The organism is Streptomyces sp. DH10, assembly GCF_029813805.1.
Lineage (GTDB): Bacteria > Actinomycetota > Actinomycetes > Streptomycetales > Streptomycetaceae > Streptomyces > Streptomyces coeruleofuscus.
On record NZ_JARVKU010000032.1, the window covers coordinates 1 to 26,918 of the forward strand.

23 protein-coding genes and 1 tRNA gene are annotated in these 26,918 nt (G+C 71.6%); 14 read left to right on the plus strand and 10 right to left on the minus strand.

Annotation, left to right across the window (positions count from 1 at the left end):
- Window positions 1-61 precede the first annotated feature (61 nt).
- From QC385_RS39790 to QC385_RS39805, 4 genes are all read left to right on the plus strand, one after another.
- Window positions 62-394: a hypothetical protein gene (locus QC385_RS39790; protein ID WP_279546287.1), complete on the plus strand. Its 333-nt coding sequence runs from the start codon at window positions 62-64 to the stop codon at window positions 392-394.
- A gap of 377 nt (window positions 395-771) precedes the next feature.
- A complete protein-coding gene (locus tag QC385_RS39795; RefSeq protein WP_279546288.1) occupies window positions 772-2,055 on the plus strand; it encodes a helix-turn-helix domain-containing protein in 1,284 nt (427 codons plus the stop codon).
- Window positions 2,056-2,444: 389 nt separating this feature from the next.
- Window positions 2,445-3,047 (plus strand): oligoribonuclease, encoded by a 603-nt coding sequence (orn, locus tag QC385_RS39800; protein ID WP_086843233.1) that lies wholly within the window; start codon window positions 2,445-2,447, stop codon window positions 3,045-3,047.
- A gap of 115 nt (window positions 3,048-3,162) precedes the next feature.
- Window positions 3,163-3,235: transfer RNA gene (locus tag QC385_RS39805), tRNA-His, on the plus strand.
- A gap of 500 nt (window positions 3,236-3,735) precedes the next feature.
- On the opposite strand, the gene QC385_RS39810 is transcribed toward QC385_RS39805, so the two are convergent.
- Window positions 3,736-4,791: a LacI family DNA-binding transcriptional regulator gene (locus QC385_RS39810; protein ID WP_279546289.1), complete on the minus strand. Its 1,056-nt coding sequence runs from the start codon at window positions 4,789-4,791 to the stop codon at window positions 3,736-3,738.
- Between the two features lie 398 nt (window positions 4,792-5,189).
- Between QC385_RS39810 and QC385_RS39815 the strand changes: the two genes are divergently transcribed.
- The 4 genes from QC385_RS39815 to QC385_RS39830 all read left to right on the plus strand — a co-directional run bounded on the left by QC385_RS39815 (window position 5,190) and on the right by QC385_RS39830 (window position 9,987).
- Window positions 5,190-6,512, plus strand: coding sequence for an ABC transporter substrate-binding protein (locus QC385_RS39815; RefSeq protein ID WP_279546290.1), 1,323 nt, complete (start codon window positions 5,190-5,192; stop codon window positions 6,510-6,512).
- Window positions 6,513-6,517: 5 nt separating this feature from the next.
- Entirely contained in the window at window positions 6,518-7,531 is a 1,014-nt protein-coding gene (locus QC385_RS39820; RefSeq protein ID WP_279546364.1) for a carbohydrate ABC transporter permease, read from the plus strand.
- Between the two features lie 12 nt (window positions 7,532-7,543).
- Window positions 7,544-8,452 carry a carbohydrate ABC transporter permease gene (locus QC385_RS39825; RefSeq protein ID WP_102912406.1) on the plus strand — a complete coding sequence of 303 codons (909 nt, stop codon included), beginning with the start codon at window positions 7,544-7,546 and terminating at the stop codon, window positions 8,450-8,452.
- Between the two features lie 98 nt (window positions 8,453-8,550).
- Window positions 8,551-9,987: a GH1 family beta-glucosidase gene (locus QC385_RS39830; protein ID WP_279546292.1), complete on the plus strand. Its 1,437-nt coding sequence runs from the start codon at window positions 8,551-8,553 to the stop codon at window positions 9,985-9,987.
- Window positions 9,988-10,048: 61 nt separating this feature from the next.
- Here the strand turns inward: QC385_RS39830 and QC385_RS39835 are convergent, their stop codons facing one another.
- The 6 genes from QC385_RS39835 to QC385_RS39860 form a co-directional block, all read right to left on the minus strand.
- On the minus strand, window positions 10,049-11,365 hold the full coding sequence (locus QC385_RS39835) for a glycoside hydrolase family 36 protein (RefSeq protein ID WP_279546293.1): 1,317 nt from the start codon (window positions 11,363-11,365) through the stop codon (window positions 10,049-10,051).
- Window positions 11,366-11,386: 21 nt separating this feature from the next.
- The gene (locus QC385_RS39840) at window positions 11,387-12,274 is read right to left on the minus strand and encodes a carbohydrate ABC transporter permease (RefSeq protein ID WP_086854787.1); all 888 of its coding nucleotides are present in this window, start codon (window positions 12,272-12,274) and stop codon (window positions 11,387-11,389) included.
- Window positions 12,271-13,254: a carbohydrate ABC transporter permease gene (locus QC385_RS39845; RefSeq protein ID WP_279546295.1), complete on the minus strand. Its 984-nt coding sequence runs from the start codon at window positions 13,252-13,254 to the stop codon at window positions 12,271-12,273. Before QC385_RS39845 ends, QC385_RS39840 begins: the two co-directional genes overlap by 4 nt.
- Before the next feature lie 31 nt (window positions 13,255-13,285).
- Window positions 13,286-14,599: an ABC transporter substrate-binding protein gene (locus QC385_RS39850; protein ID WP_279546297.1), complete on the minus strand. Its 1,314-nt coding sequence runs from the start codon at window positions 14,597-14,599 to the stop codon at window positions 13,286-13,288.
- 218 nt (window positions 14,600-14,817) lie between these two features.
- The gene (locus QC385_RS39855; RefSeq protein WP_279546298.1) at window positions 14,818-16,218 is read right to left on the minus strand and encodes a HAMP domain-containing sensor histidine kinase; all 1,401 of its coding nucleotides are present in this window, start codon (window positions 16,216-16,218) and stop codon (window positions 14,818-14,820) included.
- Window positions 16,215-16,919 (minus strand): response regulator transcription factor, encoded by a 705-nt coding sequence (locus tag QC385_RS39860; protein ID WP_279546299.1) that lies wholly within the window; start codon window positions 16,917-16,919, stop codon window positions 16,215-16,217. The genes QC385_RS39855 and QC385_RS39860 overlap by 4 nt, the downstream gene beginning before the upstream one ends.
- Window positions 16,920-17,051: 132 nt before the next feature.
- On the opposite strand from QC385_RS39860, the gene QC385_RS39865 reads away from it, so the two are divergent.
- Window positions 17,052-17,582: a hypothetical protein gene (locus tag QC385_RS39865; RefSeq protein WP_279546300.1), complete on the plus strand. Its 531-nt coding sequence runs from the start codon at window positions 17,052-17,054 to the stop codon at window positions 17,580-17,582.
- Between the two features lie 31 nt (window positions 17,583-17,613).
- On the opposite strand, the gene QC385_RS39870 is transcribed toward QC385_RS39865, so the two are convergent.
- Complete coding sequence (locus QC385_RS39870) at window positions 17,614-18,483, minus strand: spermidine synthase (RefSeq protein WP_279546301.1); 870 nt, start codon at window positions 18,481-18,483, stop codon at window positions 17,614-17,616.
- Window positions 18,484-18,959: 476 nt separating this feature from the next.
- Window positions 18,960-19,355 carry a hypothetical protein gene (locus QC385_RS39875; RefSeq protein ID WP_279546302.1) on the minus strand — a complete coding sequence of 132 codons (396 nt, stop codon included), beginning with the start codon at window positions 19,353-19,355 and terminating at the stop codon, window positions 18,960-18,962.
- Window positions 19,356-19,652: 297 nt separating this feature from the next.
- Here QC385_RS39875 and QC385_RS39880 point away from each other — a divergent pair, with 297 nt between their 5' ends.
- On the plus strand, window positions 19,653-21,104 hold the full coding sequence (locus tag QC385_RS39880; protein ID WP_279546303.1) for a hypothetical protein: 1,452 nt from the start codon (window positions 19,653-19,655) through the stop codon (window positions 21,102-21,104).
- A 10-nt stretch (window positions 21,105-21,114) separates the two neighbouring features.
- Here the strand turns inward: QC385_RS39880 and QC385_RS39885 are convergent, their stop codons facing one another.
- Window positions 21,115-21,708 (minus strand): histidine phosphatase family protein, encoded by a 594-nt coding sequence (locus tag QC385_RS39885; RefSeq protein ID WP_279546304.1) that lies wholly within the window; start codon window positions 21,706-21,708, stop codon window positions 21,115-21,117.
- A 193-nt stretch (window positions 21,709-21,901) separates the two neighbouring features.
- Between QC385_RS39885 and QC385_RS39890 the strand changes: the two genes are divergently transcribed.
- The 4 genes from QC385_RS39890 to QC385_RS39905 are packed head-to-tail and all read left to right on the plus strand — an operon-like array spanning window position 21,902 to window position 26,859.
- Window positions 21,902-22,855, plus strand: a complete 954-nt coding sequence (locus QC385_RS39890; RefSeq protein WP_279546305.1) for a phosphatase PAP2 family protein — start codon at window positions 21,902-21,904, stop codon at window positions 22,853-22,855.
- On the plus strand, window positions 22,806-23,945 hold the full coding sequence (locus QC385_RS39895) for a hypothetical protein (RefSeq protein ID WP_279546306.1): 1,140 nt from the start codon (window positions 22,806-22,808) through the stop codon (window positions 23,943-23,945). The genes QC385_RS39890 and QC385_RS39895 overlap by 50 nt, the downstream gene beginning before the upstream one ends.
- Window positions 23,936-25,528, plus strand: a complete 1,593-nt coding sequence (locus QC385_RS39900) for a hypothetical protein (RefSeq protein ID WP_279546307.1) — start codon at window positions 23,936-23,938, stop codon at window positions 25,526-25,528. The genes QC385_RS39895 and QC385_RS39900 overlap by 10 nt, the downstream gene beginning before the upstream one ends.
- Window positions 25,525-26,859, plus strand: coding sequence for an AAA domain-containing protein (locus QC385_RS39905; RefSeq protein ID WP_279546308.1), 1,335 nt, complete (start codon window positions 25,525-25,527; stop codon window positions 26,857-26,859). Before QC385_RS39900 ends, QC385_RS39905 begins: the two co-directional genes overlap by 4 nt.
- Window positions 26,860-26,918 lie beyond the last annotated feature (59 nt).

Sequence of the window (26,918 nt, forward strand, 5' to 3'; positions counted from 1 at the left end):
CACAGTGACCCGATCACCGGCCACGCGTTGAACCCCGTGAGTCACGCCACAGGGAGCACGCATGCCCGGACCTCGCCCCGCCTCCGAGGCGGACGGCGCGACCCCGCCGCCGCGGGACACCGCGACGGACGTGATCCGCTGGGCGGCCTTCAGCTGCCTGCTCGTCCCGGTCGTGCTCCTCGGGTACGGCGCCTCCCTGGCGGGCGCCGCCGGCACGGCCCTCGGGCTCGCGGCCGTCACGGGCGCCTGCCGGGTCCTGCTGCGCCAGTCGGAGCGCGGCGCGGCCCGGCTGGCGGCCGAGGACCGGGCACCCCACCGGGGACGGCACCACCGCACCGGAACCGGGTCGCACCGCGGTGGACGGCACACTGGCGGGGATACACCGGTCGGCTGACCGGTTTCCGCGCACACGCACGCTGCTTTTCAGCCAACTTCTCACCCCCGTGCTTCCCCCACCCCGACAGCCCTCCAACCCCCGTTCGACCTGCACGGAAAGGGCCTCGGGGGTGCCGCGCACCCTATGCGGATTGGCCACTGCGACAAGGCGCACTTCCCTGCACGCCCCACGAGTGCAACGCTTCGTGATCGAATGCTTCACGCCAAGTTGCCAAGTCGACAATGTGCCGAATACCGATCCGGCCACTGCGGCGCAACTGGACACAGTAGATTCGATCTTGACTGTCTACGGCGGGGGACTCGTGCAGGACCGAGGGGAAACGTGCAGGAGCGACACAACCGAGGAGCCGCGACCACCGAGGGGGGCTTAGCAGTATGAGCCACGACTCCACTGCCGCGCCGGAAGCCGCGACCCGGAAGCTTTCCGGGCGACGTCGCAAGGAGATCGTCGCGGTGCTGCTGTTCAGCGGCGGCCCCATCTTCGAGAGTTCCATACCGTTGTCGGTGTTCGGGATCGACCGCCAGGACGCCGGCGTTCCGCGCTACCGACTGCTGGTGTGCGGCGGCGAGGACGGCCCACTGCGGACCACAGGGGGCCTCGAACTCAGCGCACCACATGGCCTGGAAGCGATCTCGCGCGCGGGTACGGTCGTCGTACCGGCCTGGCGTTCGATCACTTCTCCGCCACCGGACGACGCGCTCGACGCGCTGCGCCGGGCACACGAGGAGGGCGCCCGCATCGTCGGGCTGTGCACCGGCGCCTTCGTCCTCGCGGCGGCGGGCCTGCTGGACGGCCGGCCCGCGACGACACACTGGATGTACGCGCCGACGCTGGCGAAACGCTATCCGTCGGTGCACGTCGATCCGCGTGAGCTGTTCGTGGACGACGGCGACGTACTGACGTCGGCCGGCACGGCCGCGGGCATCGACCTGTGCCTGCACATCGTGCGCACGGACCACGGCAACGAGGCGGCAGGGGCCCTGGCCCGGCGCCTCGTCGTGCCCCCGCGCCGCAGCGGCGGTCAGGAGCGCTACCTCGACAGGTCTTTACCAGAGGAGATCGGCGCCGACCCGCTCGCCGAGGTCGTCGCCTGGGCGCTGGAGCACCTCCACGAACAGTTCGACGTGGAGACGCTGGCGGCACGCGCGTACATGAGCCGTCGTACGTTCGACCGCCGCTTCCGCTCCCTGACCGGGAGTGCCCCGTTGCAGTGGCTGATCACGCAGCGGGTGCTCCAGGCGCAGCGCCTGCTGGAGACGTCGGACTACTCGGTGGACGAGGTGGCCGGGCGCTGCGGCTTCCGGTCGCCGGTCGCCCTGCGCGGGCACTTCCGCCGCCAGCTGGGCTCGTCGCCGGCCGCGTACCGGGCGGCGTACCGCGCCCGTCGCCCGCAGGGCGAGCGGCCGCAGGACACCGAGGCCGCCCAGGGCGGACCGGGGTCCGGCATGCCGGGCCACGGGGGGCACCCCGGCCAGCAGGGTCAGCCGCAGGCCTCGCCGCATCCTGAGCACCCCGTCCCGCTCCAGTCCCGCCGAACGGCGGCGGCGAGCGCGGTCGGATCGTCCCCCGCCATGTCCGCGTCGGCCGGGTCGGACAACGGCCGGGAGGCGTACATGCCGAGCCGGGCGAGTCTGCCGGGGCAGCGCAGCGCGACCTGAGGTGACGTGAGCCGGTGACCGGGCCCGTGTGGAGGGCATCTCCGCGCGGGTCCGGTGCCGTTTCGGGAGGCGAGCACACCCCTAGGGTCTGTCGTTTGGATCAGGCCGCAGGAAACTGACGGTGCTGGTCGATGCCGGTGAGCGGGGTCTGGTGCGTGCAGCTGCAAGGCGGAGGAGGGCGTCGACGCGATGGGGGCACCACCCGCGCGAGCGAAGCCGCGCGTGGGGGAGTCGGCAACCGACGACAACGCGGCAGATGTGCGTGCCAGACCCCGCGTCTGCGGCGTGATCCAAACGACAGGCCCTAACCGCGAGGCAGGCACTCCCGTGGCCACAAGGTCACCGCACGGTCGGCTCAGCCCAGGGCGGCTCACCGTAAGGTTAGACACATGAACGATCGCATGGTGTGGATCGACTGCGAGATGACCGGCCTCTCGCTGTCGGACGACGCGCTCATCGAGGTAGCCGCCCTCGTCACCGACTCCGAGCTGAACGTGCTCGGCGAGGGCGTGGACATCGTCATCCGGCCGCCGGACCGGGCCCTGGAGACGATGCCGGATGTGGTGCGTCAGATGCACACCGCCTCCGGGCTGCTCACGGAGCTGCCGAACGGCACGACGCTGAAGGACGCCGAGGAGCAGGTCCTGACGTACGTCAGGGAGTTCGTCAAGGAGCCGGGCAAGGCCCCGCTGTGCGGCAACTCCGTCGGCACGGACCGCGGCTTCCTGCTGCGCGACATGCCGACGCTGGAGGACTACCTGCACTACCGGATCGTCGACGTGTCGTCGATCAAGGAGCTGGCCCGCCGCTGGTACCCGCGGGCGTACTTCAACAGCCCGCAGAAGAACGGCAACCACCGCGCGCTCGCCGACATCCGCGAGTCCATCGCGGAGCTGCGCTACTACCGCGAGGCCGTCTTCGTCCCGCAGCCCGGGCCCGACTCGGACACCGCGAAGAAGATCGCCGCGAAGCACGTTCTGCCTGCCCAGTAGCCGTGCCGGGGGCCCGGGGAGGGGTGCCGCGAAAGCCGGGCGCGAGCACCCCTTCGGACCCTGTACACTTTTTCTCGGCCGGTCGGAGAAGTCACTGATCTCCAAGCCGGTCATGGTGGGTGTAGCTCAGCTGGTAGAGCACCTGGTTGTGGTCCAGGATGCCGCGGGTTCGAGTCCCGTCACTCACCCTGAGTAATCAGCCGGTGGCTTCACGTCGAAGCCACCGGCTGAAGCTTTTTGCGCGCCGGTCCGGGGCCGGGCGGCTACGCGGTGGATGTCATGCGGCGCTGTCCGGGGCGCCGTGTCCCGAGCGCCGCCACGCCGCGGTCGACTCCGCCCCGGTCGTGAAGCGTTCGGCCGGGTCCGTGCGCGTGGCCCGTTCCACGAGCGTCAGTTGGACCGCCGTGCCTCACCGTGCCCCGGCGTCGCGGGGAGTCCGTGCACTCGCCCGCGCGGCTGTGCCACGCAGGCCCCATGGCCCGCTTCCCGGCCCTCCCCGTCCCCCGGGTCCTGCGCGCCGTCGGCCATCTCCTCGACGCCCACCCGGCGGTGGAGGCAGAGGGCTTCGTTGCCGTCGACCTCTACGAGCCCGAGTCCTGGTCGCGGAAGGCCCGGAAGACCTCGCCCACCGTGCGCAGGTACGGCTCGGTCCGGGCGGCCTCGGCGATGTCCAGCAGGGGGTGCGGCGTCACGACGACGACCGGGGCACCAGTTCCGTGGCGAGGACGACCTGCCGTCGGTCCAGACCCCGGGACGCCAGGGGGCGGCGGTCGGCGACCTCCGTGAGGAGGAGGTCGATCATCCGGCGGCCCATCACCTCGATGGGCTGGCGGACGCTGGTGAGGGGCGGTTCCATGTGGCGGGCGATGGCGGAGTCGTCGTAGCCGACGAGCGCCACGTCGTCGGGGATGCGGCGCCCCGCCTCGCGCAGCGCCTGGCGGGCGCCGGCCGCGGTGACGTCGGAGGCGGCGAAGACCGCGTCCAGGTCGGGACGGCGCTCCAGCAGCGCGGCCATGGCGCTGGTGCCGCCCTCCTCCGTGAAGTCGCCCGGCTCGATCAGCGCCTCGTCCACCCCGTGGCCGGCGTCGCTCAGGGCGTCGCGGTAACCCTCGATGCGGCGCTGGGCACCGTAGACGTCGAGGCGTCCGGTGATGTGGGCCACCTGGCGGCGGCCACGGGACAACAGGTGCTCGACGGCCTGGCGTGCGCCGCCGTAATTGTCGGAGTCGACCGACGGCAGTGTCTCCGCCGCCGATCGCGGGCCGCTGATCACCGCCGGGATGTCCAGCTGGGCCAGCAGGTCGGGCAGCGGATCGTCCGCGTGGACCGAGACCAGCAGGACGCCGTCCACCCGGTGGGCGGCCAGGTACTGGGCGAGCCGCTGCCTCTCCCGGTCGCTGCCGGCGAAGATCAGCAGCAGCTGCATCTCCGTCTCGGACAGCTCCGCCCCGACGCCCTTCAGCATGTCCGAGAAGTACGGCTCCGAGAAGAACCGGGTCTCAGGCTCGGGCACGACCAGGGCGATCGCGTCCGTACGGTTGGCGGCCAGGGCCCGGGCCGCGGTGTTCGGGACGTAGCCGAGCTCCGCGACGGCCGCCTCGACCGCCGCGCGGGTCGCGTCGCTGACCCGGGGCGAGCCGTTGATCACCCGGGACACCGTGCCGCGGCCGACACCGGCGCGCGCCGCCACCTCTTCGAGGGTGGGCCGGCCACCACTTCGGCCCCGCGCTCCGTGGCTTGCCATGGGCTCCGCCTTCCCGTCCACACCCGCACTCTGCGGCTGGCCTGGAATTTAACAGGCTTGTCAGTCGTAGTGACCGCCACCGAGGCCCGCCGCCCCCGGGCTTCCGCTTCGGCCGGCGAGCCGGTCCGCCTGGCTGGATACCGCCGCCCGGGGCGGCAAGGGACTGCCGCCCCGGGTCCAGTTAACGTCCCGATAACTGAACGCATCTCTCGCTGTCCGGTCCCTTGACACCCCCGCCGCGACCGGAGAACCTTCAACACATCACTGGTGGGAGCGCTCCCACAGTACCTGACACATACACAACCCGCACGTTCCCCACCCGAGCCGCAGCGAGTAAAAACGGGTCCAACAATGCAGTTGGCCGGGGGGTCGGCACGTCAGGGCAACAGGAGGACGACATGCGAGCACGCATCCGAACCGCCCGCAAGGCGATGGTCCTCGCGGCCGCCGCGTCGCTGGGCGCCGGGCTGCTGGCCGGCTGTGCCGACGACGGCGGAAGCGACGGCTCGTCGGGCGGCAGCGGCGGCGACAGCGGCGGCAAGACCAAGATCACTCTGGGGCTCTTCGGCACCTTCGGGTTCGAGGAGGCCGGCCTCTACAAGGAGTACGAGAAGCTCCACCCGGACATCGACATCCAGCAGACGGTCGTCGAGCGGAACGAGAACTACTACCCCACCCTGGTCAACCACCTGACCACCAACAGCGGCCTCCAGGACATCCAGGGCGTCGAGGTCGGCAACATCGCCGAGATCGTCAAGACCCAGTCCGCCAAGCTGCTGGACCTCTCCAAGTACGGCAAGAAGAGCGACTATCTGGAGTGGAAGTGGCAGCAGGCCACCACCGAGGGCGGTGAGACCGTCGGCCTGGGCACGGACGTCGGCCCGATGGCCATCTGCTACCGCAAGGACCTCTTCGAGAAGGCCGGTCTGCCCACCGACCGCGAGGAGGTCGCCAAGCTGTGGGCCGGTGACTGGAAGAAGCTGGTCCAGGTCGGCGAGGACTACAAGAAGAAGGCGCCGAAGGGCACCACCTTCCTGGACTCCCCCGGCGGTCTGCTCCAGGCGATCCTCAGCAGTGAGAAGGACCGCTTCTACGACTCCTCCGGCAAGGTCATCTACAAGTCGAACCCGGCTGTGAAGGACGCGTTCGACCTCACCGCGAAGGCCGCCGAGGACGGACTGATCGGCAACCAGACTCAGTTCCAGCCCGCTTGGGACACGACGATCGCCAACAGCAAGTTCGCCGCGATGTCCTGCCCGCCGTGGATGCTCGGCTACATCAAGGGCAAGTCGAAGCCGGACGCCAAGGGCAAGTGGGACGTGGCCGCGTCGCCGAAGTCCGGCAACTGGGGCGGTTCCTTCCTGGCGGTTCCCAAGTCGGGCAAGAACGCCGAGGAGGCAGCGAAGCTGGCCGCCTGGCTGACCGCACCCGAGCAGCAGGCCAAGCTGTTCGCCGTGCAGGGCAGCTTCCCGAGTACCCCGGCGGCCTACGAGTCGGATTCGGTGAAGAGCGCCAAGAACGAGATGACCGGTGACGCGCCGATCGGCACCATCTTCGCCGCGGCCGCCAAGAGCAGCCCGGTACAGACGATCGGCCCGAAGGACCAGATCATCCAGCAGGGTCTGACGGACAACGGCGTCATCCTCGTCACCCAGGGCAAGTCGCCCGAGGAGGCGTGGAACACGGCCGTCAAGACCATCGACAACAACCTGGACCAGTGACCGGAATGGCATCCAGGCACGACACCGCCGCGCCCCCCGTGAAGGAGGGGGGCGCGGCCCCGGGCCGCCCGCCGGCCGCCGCGGACACGGAGCGGGCGATGAAGAAGCGCGCCCGGCTCTCCCGTCGCTGGCAACGCGACATGCGGTGGAGCCCCTACGCGTTCGTCTCGCCTTTCTTCCTGCTCTTCCTCGCGTTCGGCCTGTTCCCGCTGCTGTACACCGGCTGGGCCTCGCTCCACCAGGTGGAGCTGACGGCACCCACGGACATGTCCTGGGTCGGCCTGCGCAACTACACCCGGATCTTCGACGACGACTTCTTCTGGAACGCGGCGAAGAACACCCTGACGATCGGCATCATCTCCACGGTTCCGCAGCTGCTGATGGCGATGGGCCTAGCGCACATCCTCAACTACAAGCTGCGCGGCTCCACCTTCTACCGCGTCGTCATGCTGGCCCCCTACGCCACGTCGATCGCCGCCGCCTCGCTGGTCTTCGTGCTGCTCTTCGGCCGCGACTACGGCATGATCAACTGGGCGCTGAACGCGGTCGGCATCGACCACGTCGACTGGCAGAACGACAAGTGGCCGTCCCAGATCGCCGTGTCCAGCATCATCGTCTGGCGCTGGACGGGGTACAACGCGCTGATCTACCTGGCCGCGATGCAGGCGATCCCACAGGATCTCTACGAGTCGGCGGCACTGGACGGAGCCAGCCGCTGGCGGCAGTTCCTCCACGTCACGCTGCCCTCGCTGCGTCCGACGATCCTGTTCACGGTGGTGGTGTCGACCATCGGCGCCTCGCAGGTGTTCGGCGAGCCACTGCTCTTCGACGCGAACAAGGGCGCCTCCGGCGGATCCCAGCACCAGTTCCAGACGCTCGGCCTGTACCTGTACGAGCAGGGCTGGATCAACCAGCACCTGGGCCGCGCCTCCGCCATCGCCTGGACGATGTTCCTGATCCTCATCGTGATCGGGGTCGTCAACTACGTCATCTCGCGCCGGCTGCGCGCCAGTAGCTAAGGAGAACCGGCCGTGACGACGACCCTGACGAAACCCCCGGCCGACGCGGTCCCCGAGCCGCCGAAGCGGTCACGTGGCATGAAGGCGGCACGCGCGGGCGGGCAGCTGCACGCCGGCCCGGTGGCGTACGTCATCCTTGCCCTCTTCACCGTCATCTCGCTGTTCCCGCTGGTGTGGACAGCTATCGCCGCCTCGCGCGACAACCAGCGCCTGGCGCAGACCCCGCCGCCGTTCTGGTTCGGCTCCGGCCTCTTCGACAAGCTCGAAGTGGCCTGGACGGACGCCAACCTGGGCGAGGCGTTCCTCAACACCACCCTGGTGGCCGGCATCTCGTCGTTCACCATCGTATTCCTGTCGACGATCGCAGGATTCGCCTTCGCCAAGCTGCGCTTCAAGGGCCGCGGCGCGGCGATGCTGGTGGTGATCGGCACGATGATGGTGCCGCCGCAGCTCAGCATCATCCCGCTGTACATGATGGTCGCCAAGCTCGACTGGACGGACCAGTTGCAGGCGGTGATCTTCCCCTCGCTGGTGAGCGCGTTCGGTGTGTTCTTCATGCGGCAGTACCTGATCCAGGCGCTGCCGGACGAGATCATCGAGGCCGCCCGGGTCGACGGGGCGAGCAGCTGGCGTGTGGTGTGGCACGTGGTGTTCCCGACCGCGCGGCCCGCGATGGCCGTCCTGGGCATGCTGATGTTCGTGCAGACCTGGAACGACTTCCTGTGGCCCTTCCTGGTCCTGACCCAGACCGGCAACCCGACCGTGCAGGTGGCGGTGGCGGGGCTGGGGCGCGGCTACACCCCGGACCAGTCGCTGATCATGGCCGGCGCCCTGCTGGGCACGCTGCCGCTGCTGATCGTCTTCGCGATCTTCGGCAAGCAGATCGTCGGCGGCATCATGCAGGGCGCCGTCAAGGGCTGAGTCCTGCTTTCCCAGGGGCCGAGCCACAGCCGCCTCGGCCCCTTTCCCCCCTCCCCCCTCCACTCGTCGGTCCATACGACCCCCTTGGGAGCGCTTCCATGCCTGACTCCGAGAACCCGGCCACTGCGGTGACCTTCCCTCCCGCCTTCCTCTGGGGCGCGGCGACCTCCGCGTACCAGATCGAGGGTGCGGTGCGGGAGGACGGCCGTACGCCGTCGATCTGGGACACCTTCAGCCATACGCCGGGCAAGACGGCCGGCGGCGACCACGGTGACATCGCTGTCGACCACTACCACCGCTACCGCGAGGACGTGGCGCTGATGGCGGAGCTGGGCCTGGGCGCCTACCGGTTCTCCGTCTCGTGGTCGCGGGTGCAGCCGACCGGCCGGGGTCCGGCCGTGCAGAAGGGCCTGGACTTCTACCGCCGGCTGGTCGACGAGCTGCTGTCGAAGGGCATCAGGCCGGCCGTCACGCTGTACCACTGGGATCTGCCGCAGGAGCTGGAGGACGCGGGCGGCTGGCCGGAGCGTGACACGGCGTACCGTTTCGCGGAGTACGCGCAGATCGTCGGCGAGGCGCTGGGCGACCGGGTCGAGCAGTGGATGACGCTCAACGAGCCGTGGTGCAGCGCGTTCCTCGGCTATGCCTCCGGGGTGCACGCCCCGGGCCGCACGGATCCGGCGGCGTCGCTGCGCGCCGCGCACCATCTGAACCTGGCGCACGGGCTGGGTGCGTCCGCGCTGCGGTCGGTGATGCCGGCCCGCAACTCCGTCGCGATCAGCCTCAACTCCTCGGTGGTCAGGCCGCTTTCGCAGAGCCCGGCGGACCTGGCGGCGGCCGCGAAGATCGACGACCTGGCCAACGGCGTCTTCCACGGCCCGGTCCTGCACGGCGCCTACCCGGAGTCGCTGTACGTGGCGACGGCGGAGCTCACGGACTGGGACTACGTCCTCGACGGCGACCTGGCGCTGATCAACCAGCCGCTGGACGCGCTGGGCCTCAACTACTACACGCCCGCGCTGGTCTCGGCGGCCGACCCGGCGGCGAAGGGGCCGCGCGCCGACGGCCACGGGTCCAGCGAGCACTCGCCCTGGCCGGCCGCGGACGACGTCGCCTTCCACCAGACCCCCGGCGACCGCACCGAGATGGGCTGGACGATCGACCCGACCGGCCTGCACGAGCTGATCATGCGCTACACCCGGGAGGCGCCGGGCCTGCCGCTGTACATCACCGAGAACGGCGCGGCCTACGACGACAAGATCGACTCGGACGGCCGGGTGCACGACCCGGAGCGCGTCGCCTACCTGCACGGCCACCTGTCGGCGGTCCGCCGCGCGATCACCGACGGCGCGGACGTCCGCGGCTACTTCCTGTGGTCCCTGATGGACAACTTCGAGTGGTCCTACGGCTACGGCAAGCGCTTCGGCGCGGTGTACGTGGACTACGCGACGCTCGAACGCACCCCGAAGTCCAGCGCCCACTGGTACGCGAAGGCTGCGCGCACCGGGACGCTGCCGGAGGTGGAGGCGGTATAGCCACTGCGGAGGCGGGGGGACGGGGCGCGGCACTAATAGGGGAGTGCCGCGCCCCGGCATGTCAGGAGACGACGCGTGGCGTCAGGAGCCGCCGGGTCGTCGTCACGCCCCACTCGTCCAGCGACAGCAGGCGGTCGCTGGAGGCCATCAGGCCTCCCGTGGCCTCCACGTGTGCCGCCCACTGTTCGCGGGTCTCGACGGCCGGGCGGGCCATCAGGCAGTCCGGGTCGTTGGTCCAGAGGCGGCCGTGCTGCCACTGGCGGCCGGCGCCGGTGAACTCGGCCGGGTCCTGGCCGGGCTGGCTGTAGTCGTCCGCCTCGGGGCGGCGGTGCGGGGCCGTGTCGGGGCTGACCCGCATGGCGTCGAACAGGCCGATGGAGGGGAGCATCGGGGCGCCGCAGCCCAGGAGGTAGGAGTCCGGTCCGATCGCGTCGCGGATCAGGCGGATGCCGGAGCGGTAGGCCGTGAGGGGGTCGACGTCCGCGAGGCGTACGCCGTCCAGGGCGCCCGCGTAGAGGAAGTCGGTCTTGAAGTAGTCGTAGCCCTCCGCGCGCAGGGTGGTGAAGACCTCGGTCAGGTACGCCGCCGCGTCCGGGTGGGTGGTGTCCAGGACGCGCAGGTCGTGGCCCCAGTTGCGGCCGGCGTGGGCGAAGCCGCCGGCGGTGTCCCGGACCAGCCAGTCGGGGTGCTCGGCGGCCAGTTCGCTCGCCGGGTCCACGAGGAACGGTGCCGTCCAGATACCGGCGCGGCGGCCGCGGGAGCGGATCTTGTCGGCGATTGAGGCGCGGGAGCGGAAGCGGCCGGAGAGCGTGAGCCAGTCGCCGAGGGCCCGCTGGTAGCCGTCGTCGATCTGGACGACGTCGACGGGCAGGTCGAGGGTGTCCATCGCGCGGAGGTTCTCGTGGATGTCGTCCTCGGTGACCTGCGTGAAGTACTCGTACCAGGAGCACCAGACGGTGGGCGCCGGGCGCGGGGCCACGATGCCGAGACCGGAGGCCCAGTCGCCCAGCACGGACCGGATGTCGTCGCCCGTCCACTCCTTCACCGGGCCGTCGGCACCGACCTCCGCGATCCCGTCCCGTACGGCGAGCCGGATCGACGGCACCTCGCGCGTCGGTTCGGCCGCCGCCCACAGCCGGACCGGTGAGCCGTCGCCGGGGTCGAGCGCGAGCAGGCCCTCGCCCTGGAAGACGCCGTCGGGGACGCTGACGCCGGGGCGGTAGCAGACCGTGGCCCAGTTGGCGTTGGCCGGGCGGTAGGGCGCCGTGCCGAGGGCGTAGGCGCCGCTGGGGCTCCAGGACTGCCAGCCCTCCTCGTGGACTCGGGCGCGGCGGGGGTCGACGGGCACGGAGGCCAGCGGCGTGAAGGGGTGCTGCACGGTGATCTCTTTCGGGAAGGGTCAGCCCTTGTTGGCGCCCAGCGTCAGGCCGCTGACGAACTGGCGCTGGAGCACGAAGTAGACGATGAGGGTGGGGATGGCCGTGAGCAGGGCTCCGGCGGCGACCAGGTTGGGGTCGGTGAAGTACTGGCCGGAGAGGTTGTTCAGGGCCGAGGTGATCGGCATGTTCTCGCCGGTGGAGATCAGGACGATGGCCCAGAAGAAGTCGTTGTAGATCCAGATGGACAGCAGGGTGGCGAGCGCGGCCATCGCGGGCTTGCACAGCGGCAGCACGATCTGCCAGTACAGGCGCCAGACGGAGGCGCCGTCGACGAGTGCCGCCTCGGTCAGTTCGTGCGGCAGCGAGCGCATGTAGTTGCTCAGCACGAACGCGCAGAAGCCGGACTGGAACGCCACGTGGATGAGGACCAGGCCGAGCGCGGAGTCGTAGAGCTTGCCGGACATGGTGATGCCGGGCAGATCGATCAGCAGGTACAGCCGGTACAGCGGGGTGATGATGACCTGCTGGGGCAGCAGGTTGCCGGCCGTGAAGACCAGCAGCAGGAACAGGTTGACGCGGAAGTCGAAGCGGCTGACGTAGAAGGCGACCATCGACGACAGCAGCAACGTCAGCAGCACGGCCGGCACGGCGACGATCAGCGTGGTGCCGAAGTAGTGCAGCATGTCGGACTGCTGGAAGGCGTTGGTGAAGTTGTCGAAGGTCAGCTTGTCGGGCCAGGAGACATAGCCCTTCTCGCTGGTCTCCGCGTACGGCCGCATCGCCGCGAGCAGGGCCCACAGCAGGGGCGCCAGCCAGGCCAGCGCCGTGACGACGAGGAACGTGTGCAGCAGGACCCGGGCGGGGCGGATGGGGGTGCGCTGCTTGTGAGCGCCGGCGACGGTGCTCATGCGCGCCTCTCCTTCCGGAAGGTGGCGATCAGGTACGGAATGATCACCGCGAGCGAGATCACCAGCAGGACGACGGCGATGGCGGAGCCGTATCCGATGCGGCTGGACTCGCCGATGATGTTGTTGGTGACCAGGATCGACAGCAGCTCGGTGCCCTGGGCGCCCTTGTTGAAGACGAAGACCAGGTCGAAGGCGCGCAGGGCCTCGATGATGGTGACGACCAGGACGACGGTGTTGGTGGGCCGCAGGGTCGGGAAGACGACGTTCTTGAACGTCTGCCACTCGCCCGCGCCGTCCAGCGCGGAGGCCTCGCGCAGGGCGGGGTCGACGCCCTTGAGGCCGGCCAGGTAGAGGATCATCATGTAGCCGGCGTGCCGCCAGGAGGCCGCGACCAGGATGGCCCAGAGGTTGAGGTCCGGGTCGCCGATCCAGTCGATGTAGTGGCCGGGCTTGTTGGCTCCGATGAGGCTGTTGATCAGGCCGGTGTCGGGGTTGTAGACCAGCTGCCAGACGAAGCCGATGACCGCCATCGACACCACGACCGGCAGGAAGAACGCGGTCTGGTAGACGCGGCTGAAGCGGATCCGCTTGTCCAGCTGCACGGCCAGGAACAGGCCGAAGGGCGTGGGCAGCAGGATGAGCACGACGAACCAGACGACGTTGTGCTCGACGGCCGGCCAGAACTGCGGGTTGCTGGTGAACAGTTCGCGGAAGTTCTGGAGCCCGACCCATTTGATCGAGTCGAAGCCGATGCCGTCCCAGGTGGTGAAGGCCAGCGCGATGGAGGCGAGCGCCGTCAGCCACACCAGGGCGACGTGCAGGATCGTCGGCACGCCCGCCATCAGGCCGAGCGTGAGCCGGTCGCGGCGGGTCAGCAGGCGCTTGTGCCCGTGGGGCACCTTGGCGGGCGTGGACGCGGGGGCGGGCCCCGGAGCCGGCTCGTCGGCCGTCTCCGGGACCTTGGCGGGGGTGGCAGTCATGTCAGGTCCGAGTCGTCGATTCTCCGTTCGGTCAGGAGGAGGCGAAGATCGTCTTCTTCTGGCGCTCGATCGACGAGAGGATGCTGTCGACGTTCTTGGGGTTGCGGACGAAGTTCTGGAGCGCGGGCTGCATCACCGTGGAGGTGAAGTCCGGCCGGCTGTCACGGTCCATGAACTGCGTCAGGCTCTTCGCGCCCGAGATCATCTCGTACGCCTTCTTCTGCAACGGCGTGTACGAGGAGGTGTCGGCCTTGGTGGAGGCGGCCACCACGTTCGGGTCGGACTTGAGGTAGATCTGCTCGGCTTCCGGCGTGCCCAGGTACTCCAGCAGCTCGACGGCGCCCGCCTTGTTCTTCGGGGCCTTGGAGAGCATGAAGCCGTCGGTCGGCGCCTCGACGGTGTCCTGACCGTACTGCGGGTCGATCTCCGGGAAGGCGAAGAAGTCCAGGTCGTCCAGGTCGGCCTTGTTGGTGAACTGCTGGCCCACGAAGGTGCCCAGCACGTACATGCCGGCCTTCTTCGCCACCAGCGTCTGCGCCGCGTCCTGCCAGGTGCGGCCCACCGCGCCCTCCTGGTGGTAGGGCAGGATCTCCGTCCAGTGGTCGAAGACCTTGCGCACCTTGGCGTCGGTCCAGGAGGCCTTGCCCGCCATCAGCTCGACGTGGAAGTCGTAGCCGTTGGTGCGGAAGTTGATCTGGTCGAAGGTGCCCATCGCGGGCCAGGCGTCCTTGTCGCCGAAGGCGATCGGGACCAGCCCGTCCTTCTGCATCCGCTTGCACAGGGCGACGAAGGCGTCCCAGGTGGTGGGGACCTCGTAGCCGTGCTGGGCGAAGACGCTCTTGCGGTAGAAGACCGCCCAGGGGTACGTGTACAGCGGCACGAAGTAGTACTTGCCGTCCTCGCCCTTGCTGAGCTTCTTCATCGCCTCGGGGAAGTTCCCGCCGATCTTCTGCCACACGTCGTCGATCGGGGTGGCGAGCTTCTTCGAAGCGAAGAACTGCATGCGGTACCCGGCGAACCAGGTGAACACGTCGTCGGGCGTGCCCTGGAGGTAGGAGTTGATCTGCTCCTGGAACGTGTTGTGGTCCTTGGTGTTCACGTCGACCTTGACGCCGGACTTCTTCGTGAAGGCCGCGTAGATCTCGGCGAACGCCTTCTTCGGCACCGCGTCCGAGGAGTTGGAGCCGAGGCTGACCGTCTTCGGATCGGCGGCCGTGCCACTCCCGCCGCAGGCGCTCAGCAGGGGTATGCCCGCGCCGAGCAGGGTCGCGCCGCCTATGCCGCGCAGCAGGGTGCGGCGGCTGGGAGCGGGGAAGGAGGGTCCGGAGGGGGAGAGGTCGCGCATGAACGGCTCCTGAGGGCAGGGTTCGGCCACCGAGGGTGTGGCGTGAAATCCGGTCTTAATCGACCAGAAATCAACTTGACCGAACACGGTGGCGCAATAACAGCCGTATGTCCGGTCATGCGTCAAGGGCCGTCGCTTCGATTTGTCGAAACGTGACCGACCCGTGAGCGTTCACGCGCCCGGGAGGGGCCGGGGCCGAACCGAGAGAGCGGAAGCCGTCAGACGGAGCGGGAGCGGTTGTATGCGGCGACCAGCCTGCCCGGACGCCGTCGCCGCACCTGCCCGCGTCGTCCCCTGCTCGCCGGCGCCCGCCCGGCCGGCTGGATCCAGATCCGCACCTCCGCCCCGCCGAGCACCGAGGAGCCGATCCGTACGTCCCCGCCGGTCGACTCCGCGAGCCGGCGCACGATGTCCAGGCCGAGCCCGGTCGAGCCGTCGCTCCCGGAGCCGCGGCCCCGCGCCATCGCGGCCTCCGGGTCGGGTATGCCGGGACCCGCGTCGGACACCAGGACGATCACCGCGTCCTCGCCGTTGTGCACGTCGACCGCGAAGGCGGTGCCCTCCGGGGTGTGCCGGAAGACGTTGCCGAGCAGCGCGTCGAGCGCGGCGGCCAGGTCGGCGCGGGCCACGGGTATGCGCACCGGCCGGTCGGCCCCGGCCACCCGCCACTTGCGGCCCTCGTCCTCCGCGAGCGCCGACCAGAACGCCATCCGCTCCCGCACCACCTCGGCCGCGTCGCACCCGGCGCCCGGACCGGCCGCGGCCGTCTGCGGCTTGGACTCCCGGGCCGTGCGGATGATGGTGTCGACCTCGCGCTCCAGCTGCTCGACCGCGGTCCGGGTCTGCTCGGCGGCCGGTCCCTCGCCGAGCGAGGCGGTGTTGAGCCGCAGCACGGTAAGGGGTGTGCGCAGCCGGTGGGACAGGTCGGCCGCCAGCTCCCGTTCGTTCGCCAGCAGCTGGACGACCTGGTCCGCCATCGAGTTGAACGCGACCGCGGCGAGCCGCAGTTCGGTGGGGCCTTCCTCGGGCACGCGGGCGCCCAGCTTGCCCTCCCCCAGTTCCCGCGCCCCCTCGACCAGGCGCTTGGCGGGCCGGACCATCCGCACGCCGAGCCGGTCGGCGACCGCGACCGAGCCGAGGACCAGCGCGACACCGACCCCGGCGAGCACCGCCCAGGCCGTGCCCACGCCGTTGGTGACCTCGGCCTCCGGCACGTACACCTCGACGACCGCGATCTCGCCGGTGCTGAGCGCGACCGGCTGGAGCAGCGTCGAGCCGCCGGCGACGCCGGTGGTGGAGGCGCGGCCCAGTTTCCGCACGGCCGCGATGTCCGCGTCGGCGGCGCGCTGCCGCCCGAGCTCCAGGGCCTCCTGACCGTCGCCCGCCGGTATGTGCACGGCCATCCCGGCGTCGGAGCCGGCGGAGGCCACGACCCGTTCCAGCTGGTCGCGGTCGGTGGTGATGGACAGCGCCGGGGCGACGGCCGCGGCCTCCCGCTCGGCGCCCGAGAAGGCGCGGTCCCGGGCCAGCTCGCGGATGACGAGTCCGAGCGGCACCGCGAAGGCGAGCACGACCATGGTGGTCACCGCCAGCGACACCTTGACCAGGGCCCACCTCATCGCGGCGCCTCCGCCCCCGGCGGCTCCAGCTTCACACCGACACCCCGAAGTGTGTACAGATAGCGGGGGTTCGCTGCCGTTTCACCCAATTTCCGCCTCAGCCACGACAGGTGCACGTCGATGGTCTGGTCGTCGCCGTAGGACTGCTTCCACACCTCGGCGAGCAGTTCCTTGCGGGGGACGACGACACCGGGCCGGCGGGCCAGGAAGGCGAGCAGGTCGAACTCGCGGCGGGTGAGGTCGAGCCGCGCGCCGTCCAGCTCGGCCTGGCGGCGCAGCGGGTCGACGGTCAGGCCGCCGACCCTGATCACCGGGTTCGGCTCCCCGTCCCCCGAGCCGGAGCGGGCGCGGCGCAGTACGGCCGCGATGCGGGCCGACAGGTGCTCGACGGAGAAGGGCTTGGTCAGGTAGTCGTCCGCCCCCGCGTTCAGCAGCCGGACGATCTCCGTCTCGTCGTCCCGGGCCGTGGCGACGATCACCGGCACGTCCGTGATGCCACGCAGCATCTTCAGGGCCTCGGACCCGTCGAGATCGGGCAGTCCGAGGTCCAGGATCACGACGTCGAAACGGAAATGGGCGACCTCGCGCAGCGCCTCCAGTGCCGTCCCGACGCTGCGTACGGTGTGCGAGGCGTCGGTCAGGTGCCGGATGAGCGCCGAGCGTACGAACTGGTCGTCCTCGACCACGAGCACACTAGCCATGCGCCGCACCGTACGCCATGTCGAACAGCCGGGTGCGGGCCTGTGGACAACTCCCCGCATGGGGACAACCGGCCCCCGCGCGACCCTCGTTCGTGGACAACGCGTGGGAGATGTGAGGCAGGATGGCCCGCGATGCGCAGAGGACTCGTACACGTACTGGCCTGGCTGCTCGCCACGGGCGCGGCGGTCACGCTGTCGTGGTGGGGTGTCCACACGGTGATGGCGGGCACGGCCTACGACCCGCCGCGCGCCCTGCCCATCAAGGCCGCCGACGTGACGGCCAGGGAGCCGAAGCCGCCGGCCACGCCGCCGGAACGGACACCTCCGCCGAAGCGGCGCACTCCTAGCGCGCCACCGAGGACCGTCAAACCGACCCCGGCCCCGACCCCGACTCCAACAAAACCACCCAGCCCCTCCCCCGTCCCCACCACCACTGTCACCGGCCAGGTCAAGAGCTACGACACCGACGGCGGGCGGGCGGTCTTCGACCTCGGCAGGACCTCCGCCTCCCTCGTCTCGGCCACTCCCGGCGCGGGCTGGTCGATGCAGGTGTGGAAGACGGAGTCATGGATCCGCGTGGAGTTCTCCTCGGGGGCGGACCGGGTATCGGTGTTCTGCACCTGGCACGACGGACCGCCGCGCGTGGAGATCCAGACCTACTGAGCGCCCGGGAACCACCGAGTGCCGTCCGGGCTCACCTGAACACCGAGGCGGGCGGTGCGGGCGAGGCCACCGCCGCGAGATCCGTCACAGCCACGGCTCCGCCGGTGAAGTCGGTCAGTGTCCGTCCGTGCTCGACCCGGCCCGGATGCGGATCGGAGGCGGCACGGCGGGTCAGCTCGGCCACGGGCAGCGGCTCGTCGGAGGCGACCAGCACGGCGTTCCCGAAGCGTTTGCCGCGCAGCACCGTCGGGTCGGCCACCAGCGCGAGCTGCCCGAAACGGGCGGCCGCGGTGGCTATCTGGCCGCGCAGGTGCGCGAGCGGCGGCCCGTCGGCGAGGTTGGCGGCGTAGACACCGCCGGGCTTCAGCGCCCTGCGTACGTGGTCGAGGAACTCGGTCGAGGTCAGGTGGGCCGGTGTCCGGGCCCCGCTGAACACATCGGTGATGACCAGGTCGGCCCAGCCGTCCGGCACCTTGGCGAGCCCCTCGCGGGCGTCGACGGACCGCACCCTGATGCGCGCGTTCGGGTCCAGCGGCAGCTCGCGGCGCACCAGTTGCACGAGGCCGGCGTCCCGTTCGACGACCTGCTGGGTGGAGCGGGGCCGGGTGGCGGCGACGTACCGGGCGAGGGTGAACGCGCCACCGCCGAGGTGCACGGCGTGCACGGGCCGGCCCGGCGGGGCGACGAGGTCGATGACGTGCCCGAGCCGGCGCTGGTACTCGAAGGACAGGTACGCCGGGTCGTCCAGGTCGACGTGCGACTGCGGGGCCCCGTCGATCACCAGGGTCCAGGCCCGGGCCCGCTCACGGTCGGGGATCAGCTCGGCGAGCCCGCCGTCGACGCTCTCGACGACGGCTTCGGCACCGGTTTGCCTGCGCCGGCCGCTCCTGGACTTTCCCATGGGATCATTATCGGGGTCGGGCCGTTAACGGGGCGTACGCTCCGACCTAGCGCGAGCGCCCCACTGGGCGGTCCCCCGCCGGGCTGTCCCCCGCCGGGTGTGAGTCCCTCGCCGCGTGCCAGTCCCACCGCCTCGCGTCAGCTCCGCCATGCGTCAGCTCCGCCAGGCGTGAGTGCCTCGCCGCGCGTGAGTGCCTCGCCGGGCGTCAGCCCCTCGCCTCGCGTCAGTCCCACCGTCACGCGTCAGCCCCCGCCAGGCGCGAGCGTCCCGCCGGGCGTCAGCCCCCACCGGGTGTGAGCCCCTCGCCGCGCGCCAGTCCGACCACCTCGCGTCAGCTCCGCCATGCGTCAGCTCCGCCGGGCGTAAGCGCCCCGCCGAGCGTCAGCCCCCACCAGGCGTGAGCGTCTCGCCGAGCGTGAGCCCCGCCTGGGATGAGCGCCCCGCCGGGCATCAGCACCCCGCCGCCCGCCGCAGTCTCAGCGGCAGCTGTCCGCCGCCTTGATCGTCCGGGCCGCCTCCCCGAGGGCCTTGCGCAGCACCGCGGGGTCCGTGGCGAGGTCCGCCTCGCCGGGGGGCAGCAGCCAGTCCGAGCCCTCCATGGGAGGTTCGGGGGTCAGGGGCAGTCCGCGTCCGCCGGTCTCCGTGCATGTGCTTCCCGGCACGTCCCACGCCGCGGCCGTCCCCGGCGGCACCAGGAAGCCGAGCGTGTCACCGCCGTCGTCGTGCAGTACGGGCCCGACCGCCTCATCGGTCCCGCGCCGCAGGATGTCGACCGCCTCCAGCCCCTGCCGCGCCGGCACCGTCACGACATCGCAGCCGGCCGGCGGTGTACTCGGCGGTGTTCGAGGATCGTCGATCCGGCTGGTCTCCATCCCGGCCTCCACCACAGAACCCCTGCTTGGACGAGCGGTCGGGAGTCGGGGGCCTCCCGGTCCGCAGGGTTCAACGCGGCAAACCGTCAACGGCTACGGCGGAAGTCAGCCGCAAAGGATGGCAGTTCATGGCAGATCACGGATGAGATATCCGGTTTGTAGTCAAACCCAGCGTGAGGGCTCCGACACAGCAGGTACGTTCTTGCCCGCCGGACACGGGGCAGAACATGCGGGACAACACGTATAACTTGCCCCGAACCCGGCATGGTTCGACGGTTCGCACGAGAGGACCCGGCCATGGCGTCGTCACTGGTGACCTCGTCTCAACCCAACCGGCCACCGCGGCCCAACCTCGCCTTCCGGCGCCTGCGCGGGCAGCGTTCGCCGGCCGAGTTCGCCGCGGCGATCCGGCGGGCCGCCCTGGAGATCGGCGAGCAGGTCAGCTGTGACGCGCGGTACATCGGCCGGGTCGAGGCGGGCGAGATCCGCTGTCCCAACTACGCGTACGAACGGGTGTTCCTGCACATGTTCCCTGGCCGCACGCTCACCGACCTGGGGTTCGCGCCCCGCTCAGCGGTACGCGGACGCCGGGCGCGTGACACCGAGGACGCGCCCCCGACGTGCACCGCGGACCCGGCGAACGCCACGAGTGAGAGCAGCGGGGCGTGCGAGCCGTATGAAACGCAGAACCCGTACGACCCGTACCACCCGCACGACACCTACGAGGAGAGCGACGTGCTACGTCGCGCATTCATGACCGGCGGGGGCGCCACGGTGGCCGCCGCCTCGCTGGGGCCCGTCGGCCTCGCCCTCGACGCCGCGGCGGCACAGCGCCCCGTGCGCCGCGCCGGGGCGAGTGACGCGGGTGCCCTGGAAGAAGCCGTCCGCCGCATCCGGCTGCTCGACGACCGGCACGGGGCCGACGGCCTCTACCGCCGGGCGGCGGCCCCGCTGCGTGCCGCCTACGCCCTGCTGGACGCCGGTACGACCCGGCAGACGACGGCGGACCGGCTCTATTCGGGCGCCGGTGAACTGGCCATCTCCGTGGGCTGGCTGGCTCACGACTCGGGACGCTTCGACGACGCCCGCTCCCACTACGCGGAGGCCCTGGCGACCGCCCGGATGACCGACGATCCGGGCCTGGAGGCGCACGCCTTCTGCAACACGGCCTTCCTCGCGCGCGACGCGGGCCGGCCGCGCGAGGCGGTCCGGGCCGCCCAGGCCGCACAGCGCGTCGCCCGGCCCGTGGGCTCGGCCCGGCTGATGTCGCTGCTCGCGCTGCGCGAGGCGGGCGGCTGGGCGGGCCTCGCCGACCGCGTCGGCTGCGAGCAGGCACTGGCCCGGGCGCAGGCCCTCTTCGACCGGGGCCCCTCGGACGACGACCCCGAGTGGATGAGCTTCTACGGAGAGGCCGAACTGGAGGGCCTGGAGGCGCAGTGCTGGTCCGCGCTCGGCGACTGGCCCCGGGCGGCACGGCACGCCCGTCGGGCGGCGGAGCTCCAGGATCCGCACTTCACCCGGAACATCGCGCTGTACACGGCGGAGCTGGCGGACGACCTCGCGCGGGGCGGCCTGCCGGACGAGGCCGCCGTGGCGGGGATGCGGGTGCTGGATCTGCTGGAGGAGGTCCAGTCGTCCCGGGTCCAGACGATGCTGGCGGCCACGGCGCGGGTGTTGTCACCGCACCGGCGGGCGTCCGGGGTGTCGGCGTTCCTGGAGAGGCACGCGTCGTCGCCGCGGATGGTGTGAACGCCCTCCGCTACACCAGGTGCCCGAGATCGTTCCAGCTCTCGATCGCCGGCTCCCCGTACGCCCACCCCAGCACCGACAGCGACGTCGGGTTCAGCCGTATCCGCGCCGCGAAGTCGATCGGCAGGCCCAGCCACCGCGCCCCGATGGACCGCAGGACGTGCCCGTGGGCGAAGACCAGGACGTCCCGGTCCTCGGCGCGCGCCCAGGCGACCACCTCGTCCGCCCGGGCCGTCATCTCCGCGAGGGTCTCGCCCTCGGGGACACCGTCGCGCCAGATGAGCCAGCCGGGCCGGACGGCCTGGATGTCCGCCGGGGTCATGCCCTCGTACGCCCCGTAATCCCACTCCAGCAGCGCGTCCCAGGCACGCGCGCGCTCGCCGAAGCCGGCCAGTTCGCAGGTCTCACGCGCGCGTGCCAGCGGGCTGGTGCGCACCTCGGCGCCGGGCAGGCCGTCGTACGGCGCCCGGTGCAGGCGCTCGCCGAGCAGCTTGGCCCCGCGCCGGCCCTCCTCCAGGAGCGGCACGTCCGTCCTGCCCGTGTGCTTGCCGGACAGCGACCACTCGGTCTGTCCGTGGCGGGCCAGCAGGATGCGCGGAGCCATGGGGGACCTTTCCGGAAGAAAAACGCGAGCGGAACTCCTCCATCATCGCGCACGCTGGTCGCGGGCAACCCGGGGGGCGATCTCAGCGTCTTTGAGGTCCGGAGGGCGCCCCCCCGGGGCGCGAAAGCAGGCCTTAAAGTGGCACGACCCACCGGCCGGGCGCCGCGTGACGACGAAGGGGGAGGGCGATCGGATGCCGCACACCGAGACACCGGGCACCGAGGCGGCCCCTGCACGCCGGCTGCGCTGGTGGACGGAACTGCCGCTGATCCTGCTGGTGTACGCGTGTTACACGGCGGGCCGGCTCCTCGCCCGGGGCGACGTCTCCGGCGCGGTCGACAACGGCCTGGCGCTCCTGCGCGCCGAGAAGGCTCTGCATCTCAACTTCGAGCACCCGCTCAACCGCCTCTTCACCCACGAGGCCTGGATAGGCATACCGGCGGACTTCTGGTACGCGTCGCTGCACTACCTGGTCACGCCGGCGGTCCTCGTGTGGCTCTTCCGCTCCCGGACGGTGCGCTACCGCGCCGCGCGCACGTGGCTGATGACGTCCACCCTCATAGGCCTGGTCGGTTTCACACTGATGCCGACCTGCCCGCCCCGGCTCCTCGACGCGAGCCACGGATTCGTGGACACGATGGCCCAGTACAGCTCGTACGGCTGGTGGGGCGGCGCGGCGAGCGCCCCGCGCGGCATGGGCGGAATGACCAACCAGTACGCGGCGATGCCGAGTCTGCACGTGGGCTGGGCCCTGTGGTGCGGAGTGATGCTGTGGCGCTACGGCGGTACGCGCACGGCGAAGATCGCGGGAGTCGCCTACCCGCTGATCACGACGATCGTGGTCATGGGGACCGCCAACCACTACTTCCTCGACGCGCTCGCGGGTGCGGCCGTCATGGGCGCCGGGCTGCTGCTGGCGCCGGTCGTGATGCGCACGGCGGACCGGGTCGGGGCGCGTTTCGTGCCGCGAGTCGCACCGGTCACGGCCGCATCTCCCGCCGCGGGTTCCTCGATTGTCAGTGCCGGATGCCAGACTTCCGCGGGTGAGCGAATTCCACGGCAGCGCGAGTCGCGGTTCGGAGCGGGAGCCGAGCCGAGTGCCTCCCCCAAGGACGCGGGGGACGGCGCTCCGGCACCGGCTCGCTGAGCTGCGCGGTCCCGACGTACCGGCGAAGGCCCTGGACGCGCGCGCGTTGGCGGCACTGGCCGCCAACCCCGGTTGCGCGCGGCGCGCGATCCTCGACGGCGCCGGGGTGAACAAGGCTGCGCTGGCGAGCGCGCTGGGCGCGCCGTCGGCCTTCGGCCAGTCGCAGTTCGCGCTCACGCGGGGCAACGCGTTCGAGGCGAAGGTCAAGGCCGACGGCGGCGCGGAGCTGCTGCGGCTGGTGCACGAGAAGCTGGACCGGGCCGCCGAGCCGCCCGCCGAGGCGCGCGTGCCCGACCTGACGGCGACCGGCCCCCAGGGGCGCACGGCCCGTACGGCGCTGGAGCTGCGGGAGGCCACCGCGCACCCGGGCGCGTGGACGCTGCTCGACCACCCGATGCTCGCGCTCGACGTCGCCGGCTCCCCCGCGTTCCTCGAACCGGACGCTGTCGTGGTGCATCCGGACGGCAGCTGGACCGTGGTCGAGATCAAGTCGTTCCCGCTGCTGGACGGTTCGGCGGACCCGGCGAAGGTCGGGGCGGCGGCCCGGCAGGCGGCGGTGTACGTGCTGGCGCTGGAGGAGGTCGCGGCCCGGCTCGGCGCGGAGCCGGAGAAGGCTCCGGCCCCGCGCGTGCGGCACCGGATCCTGCTCGTCTGCCCCAGGGACTTCTCCAACCTGCCGGCCGCTTCCGCCGTCGACATCCGCAAGCAGCGTGCGGTGACGGCCCGCCAGCTGACCCGGTTGACCCGCATCGAGGACATCGCCGAGACGCTCCCCGAGGGCACATGCTTCTCCCCGGAGCTGCCCGCCGAGGAGCTGACGGCCGCCGTGGAGTCGGTCCCGGCGACGTACGCGCCGGAGTGCCTGTCCGCGTGCGAGCTGGCCTTCCACTGCCGGACCCGGTCCCGCGAGACGGGCGCGGTGACCTCGCTCGGGCGGCCGGTGCGGGCGGAGCTGGGCGGGCTGACGACCGTGGAGGACGTCCTCGCGGCGGCCCGCGGCGAGGCGGGCGACCCCGACGATCCGACGGTGGCGGCCCTCAGGCGGGCCGCGGCCCTGCGTGCCGAGGCACTGGAGGCGGCATGTCGCTGATCTCCACCCTGGCCCGGCTCGAAGCGGTCAGCACGGGCCGCGCCCAGCCCGCCGCGACCGTCCGGCACCGGCACCTGTCCGACCGTCCGCTGGTGTTCGTGCCGCTGACCACCGCCGGTGAGGCCGGGGCACCGCTCGGCGCGCTGGTCGGCACCGACCGGGACGCGCCGCGGCTGCTGGCCGTTCCGCAGCCCCGCGACCGCGACCTCAGGTTCGCGTTCCTGGCGGACCTGGCCGACGTGGTGCTGCCGTACGTCGACGCGTACGCCGAGGCCGTGGAGGCCGCCGAGCGCACCGAGACCGACCCGGAGACCGGCAAGCGGGTCAAGGTCGAGGTCGACCTGTGCGCGGACGCGCCGCAGCTGATCGTGCCGAGCCGCGGGGGCATCGACCTGGTGCGGCTGCTCGGGCGCTCGATGCGTTTCCGGCGTACGGCGGAACAGGACCCGGAGGCCGCTTATCCGGCGCCGCCCCGGGTGCCGTTGCTCGGGCGGTGGCTGACGCACTTCGGGGAGCGGGCCCGGGTGCCCGGCTCCTCCCTGCTGCTGGCCATGACCGACGTACTGGGCCGGCACTGGGCGACCGGGCAGTCCACGCTGGAGGACCAGCACCTGGGGGCCCTGCTCGCCTGGATCGACCCGCCGGAGGGCCTGACCGGTGCCGAGGCGGCACTGCGGGCCGAGCTGGAGCGGGACGCGCAGGGCCAGCTGACCTGTCCCCCGGCCGGTCCCGCCACCGACCCGGCGTTCGACAACAAGCTGCTCGCCCCGGCCATCGAGCGCTACGACCGGGCCCGCACGGCCCTGGCCGCCGCCGAGGACGGCCTGGAGGCCGACGACCGGCTCGGCGCGCTGACCGCCGCCGAGCGGGAGATCCGGGACCTGGTGCTCAGCCGCACCCTTCCCACCTGGGAGAAGGTCTGGCAGGGCCTGGACCTGCTGCGGGAGCTGCCCGAGGGGGCGCATGTCGAGGAGCGGTGGACCCGCGACCGCTGGTCCTTCACCGGCCACCGCGACCGGGTCCTGGCCGGCGAACCCCCGCAGCCGCGCCGCGACGACGCCGTCACCGCGGCGAACAAGCTCGCCACACGCGAGCGCGAGCAGGCCCGGCTGGAGGCGCAGGAGGCCCTCGACGACCCGCTGGTCATGGCGGGGCGGCGGCTGTCCGGTGAGGCGTTCGCGGGTGAGGTCACCGACGTCGTGATGGCGTACAGCGAGGGCAAGCGGCCCAGCCCGCGCCCCATGGTCACGGTCCGCACGGACGACCGGCCGCATCTCGGGGAGCGGACGAAGGTGTACCGGTCGCTGGGCGGGAAGCCGCAGTCGGCGGAGTTCGTCGGGGCCGAGGAGGACGGGGCGTACGTCGTGCTGCGGGTCCTGGACAAGATGGGCCGCGGCAAGGAGCCCGAGGCGGGGTCGGTGCCGGAGAAGGGCGACCGGGTCTGCTTCACGCTCTTCGAGCACGAGCAGCGGGGCGGCGCGAAGCTGCCCGACCCGGAGGAGACGCCCTGGACGCACGGCGGGCCGCCCGGTGAGGCGACCCTGGAGGCCGCCGACCCGGTGACCGCGGAGGACGTGCTGTGACGACGCTCCTCGATCCCTCCGCCGCCGCGACGCAGGCCACGGACGCGATCCTCCACGACACGCTGCACGGCACCGCGCGCGGTGTCGTCGTCGACTCCCCGCCCGGCGCGGGCAAGTCCACGCTCGTCGTCCGCGCGGCACTGGAGCTGGCGGAGGCCGGCCGTCCGCTGATGGTGGTGGCGCAGACCAACGCGCAGGTCGACGACCTGGTCCTGCGGCTCGCCGAGAAGAACCCCGAGCTGCCGGTGGGGCGGCTGCACAGCAGCGACGCCGACCCGTACGACAAGGCGCTCGACGGCCTGGAGAACGTCCGCAAGTCGGCGAAGGCGGCCGACCTCGCCGGGCTGGCCGTGGTGATCTCGACGGCGGCGAAGTGGGCGCATGTGAAGGCCGACGAGCCGTGGCGGCACGCGATCGTCGACGAGGCGTACCAGATGCGCTCGGACGCGCTGCTCGCGGTGGCCGGGCTGTTCGAGCGGGCGCTGTTCGTGGGCGACCCGGGGCAGCTGGACCCGTTCGCGATCGTGGGCAGCGAGCAGTGGGCGGGCCTCACGTACGACCCGTCGGCCTCGGCGGTGACGACGCTGCTCGCGCACAACCCGGACCTGCCGCAGCACCGCCTGCCGGTGTCCTGGCGGCTCCCGGCCTCGGCGGCGCCCCTGGTATCGGACGCCTTCTACCCGTACACGCCCTTCCGCAGCGGCACGGGGCACGGCGACCGGCGGCTGTCCTTGACCGTGCCGTCGGACGGCTCGGGCCCCGACCGGGTGATCGACGAGGCGGCCGAGTCGGGCTGGGGCCTGCTGGAGCTCCCCGCGCGGCACACGCCGCGCACGGATCCGGAGGCGGTGCGGGCCGTGGCGACGGTCGTACGGCGGCTGCTGGACAGGGGAGGCGCGGCGACGTCGGAACGCTCACCCGACCCCTCTCCCCTGACCGCCGACCGGATCGCCGTCGGCACGGCACACCGGGACCAGGCGGCCGCGGTACGTGCCGCCCTGGCCGACCTCGGCGTCACCGACGTGGTCGTGGACACGGCCAACCGGCTCCAGGGCCGCGAGTACGACGTCACGGTGGTGCTGCACCCCCTCTCCGGCCGCCCCGACGCCACGGCCTTCCACCTGGAGACGGGCCGCCTGTGCGTCCTGGCCTCCCGCCACCGGCACGCGTGCATCGTGGTCTGCCGGGCGGGGGTCGGCGACCTGCTGGACGACTATCCGTCGACGGAGCCGGTGCAGCTGGGGACGGTGGTGAAGTTCCCGGACGGGTGGGAGGCGAACCACGCGGTGCTGGCGCATCTCGCGGAGCACCGGGTGGCATGGCGGCCATGAACCGCCCCAGCGGCCACACCTGCCCCCCACCCACCCCTCCGCCGACCGGAGACCGGCAC

Excerpts from the sequence above, each read along its gene's own strand:
- QC385_RS39790 (WP_279546287.1), top strand. The coding sequence starts at position 62 with ATGCCCGGACCTCGCCCCGCCTCCGAGGCGGACGGCGCGACCCCGCCG.
- QC385_RS39795 (WP_279546288.1), top strand. The coding sequence starts at position 772 with ATGAGCCACGACTCCACTGCCGCGCCGGAAGCCGCGACCCGGAAGCTT.
- orn (WP_086843233.1), top strand. The coding sequence starts at position 2,445 with ATGAACGATCGCATGGTGTGGATCGACTGCGAGATGACCGGCCTCTCG.
- QC385_RS39810 (WP_279546289.1), bottom strand. The coding sequence starts at position 4,791 with ATGGCAAGCCACGGAGCGCGGGGCCGAAGTGGTGGCCGGCCCACCCTC.
- QC385_RS39815 (WP_279546290.1), top strand. The coding sequence starts at position 5,190 with ATGCGAGCACGCATCCGAACCGCCCGCAAGGCGATGGTCCTCGCGGCC.
- QC385_RS39820 (WP_279546364.1), top strand. The coding sequence starts at position 6,518 with ATGGCATCCAGGCACGACACCGCCGCGCCCCCCGTGAAGGAGGGGGGC.
- QC385_RS39830 (WP_279546292.1), top strand. The coding sequence starts at position 8,551 with ATGCCTGACTCCGAGAACCCGGCCACTGCGGTGACCTTCCCTCCCGCC.
- QC385_RS39840 (WP_086854787.1), bottom strand. The coding sequence starts at position 12,274 with ATGAGCACCGTCGCCGGCGCTCACAAGCAGCGCACCCCCATCCGCCCC.
- QC385_RS39845 (WP_279546295.1), bottom strand. The coding sequence starts at position 13,254 with ATGACTGCCACCCCCGCCAAGGTCCCGGAGACGGCCGACGAGCCGGCT.
- QC385_RS39850 (WP_279546297.1), bottom strand. The coding sequence starts at position 14,599 with ATGCGCGACCTCTCCCCCTCCGGACCCTCCTTCCCCGCTCCCAGCCGC.
- QC385_RS39855 (WP_279546298.1), bottom strand. The coding sequence starts at position 16,218 with ATGAGGTGGGCCCTGGTCAAGGTGTCGCTGGCGGTGACCACCATGGTC.
- QC385_RS39860 (WP_279546299.1), bottom strand. The coding sequence starts at position 16,919 with ATGGCTAGTGTGCTCGTGGTCGAGGACGACCAGTTCGTACGCTCGGCG.
- QC385_RS39865 (WP_279546300.1), top strand. The coding sequence starts at position 17,052 with ATGCGCAGAGGACTCGTACACGTACTGGCCTGGCTGCTCGCCACGGGC.
- QC385_RS39870 (WP_279546301.1), bottom strand. The coding sequence starts at position 18,483 with ATGGGAAAGTCCAGGAGCGGCCGGCGCAGGCAAACCGGTGCCGAAGCC.
- QC385_RS39875 (WP_279546302.1), bottom strand. The coding sequence starts at position 19,355 with ATGGAGACCAGCCGGATCGACGATCCTCGAACACCGCCGAGTACACCG.
- QC385_RS39880 (WP_279546303.1), top strand. The coding sequence starts at position 19,653 with ATGGCGTCGTCACTGGTGACCTCGTCTCAACCCAACCGGCCACCGCGG.
- QC385_RS39885 (WP_279546304.1), bottom strand. The coding sequence starts at position 21,708 with ATGGCTCCGCGCATCCTGCTGGCCCGCCACGGACAGACCGAGTGGTCG.
- QC385_RS39890 (WP_279546305.1), top strand. The coding sequence starts at position 21,902 with ATGCCGCACACCGAGACACCGGGCACCGAGGCGGCCCCTGCACGCCGG.
- QC385_RS39900 (WP_279546307.1), top strand. The coding sequence starts at position 23,936 with ATGTCGCTGATCTCCACCCTGGCCCGGCTCGAAGCGGTCAGCACGGGC.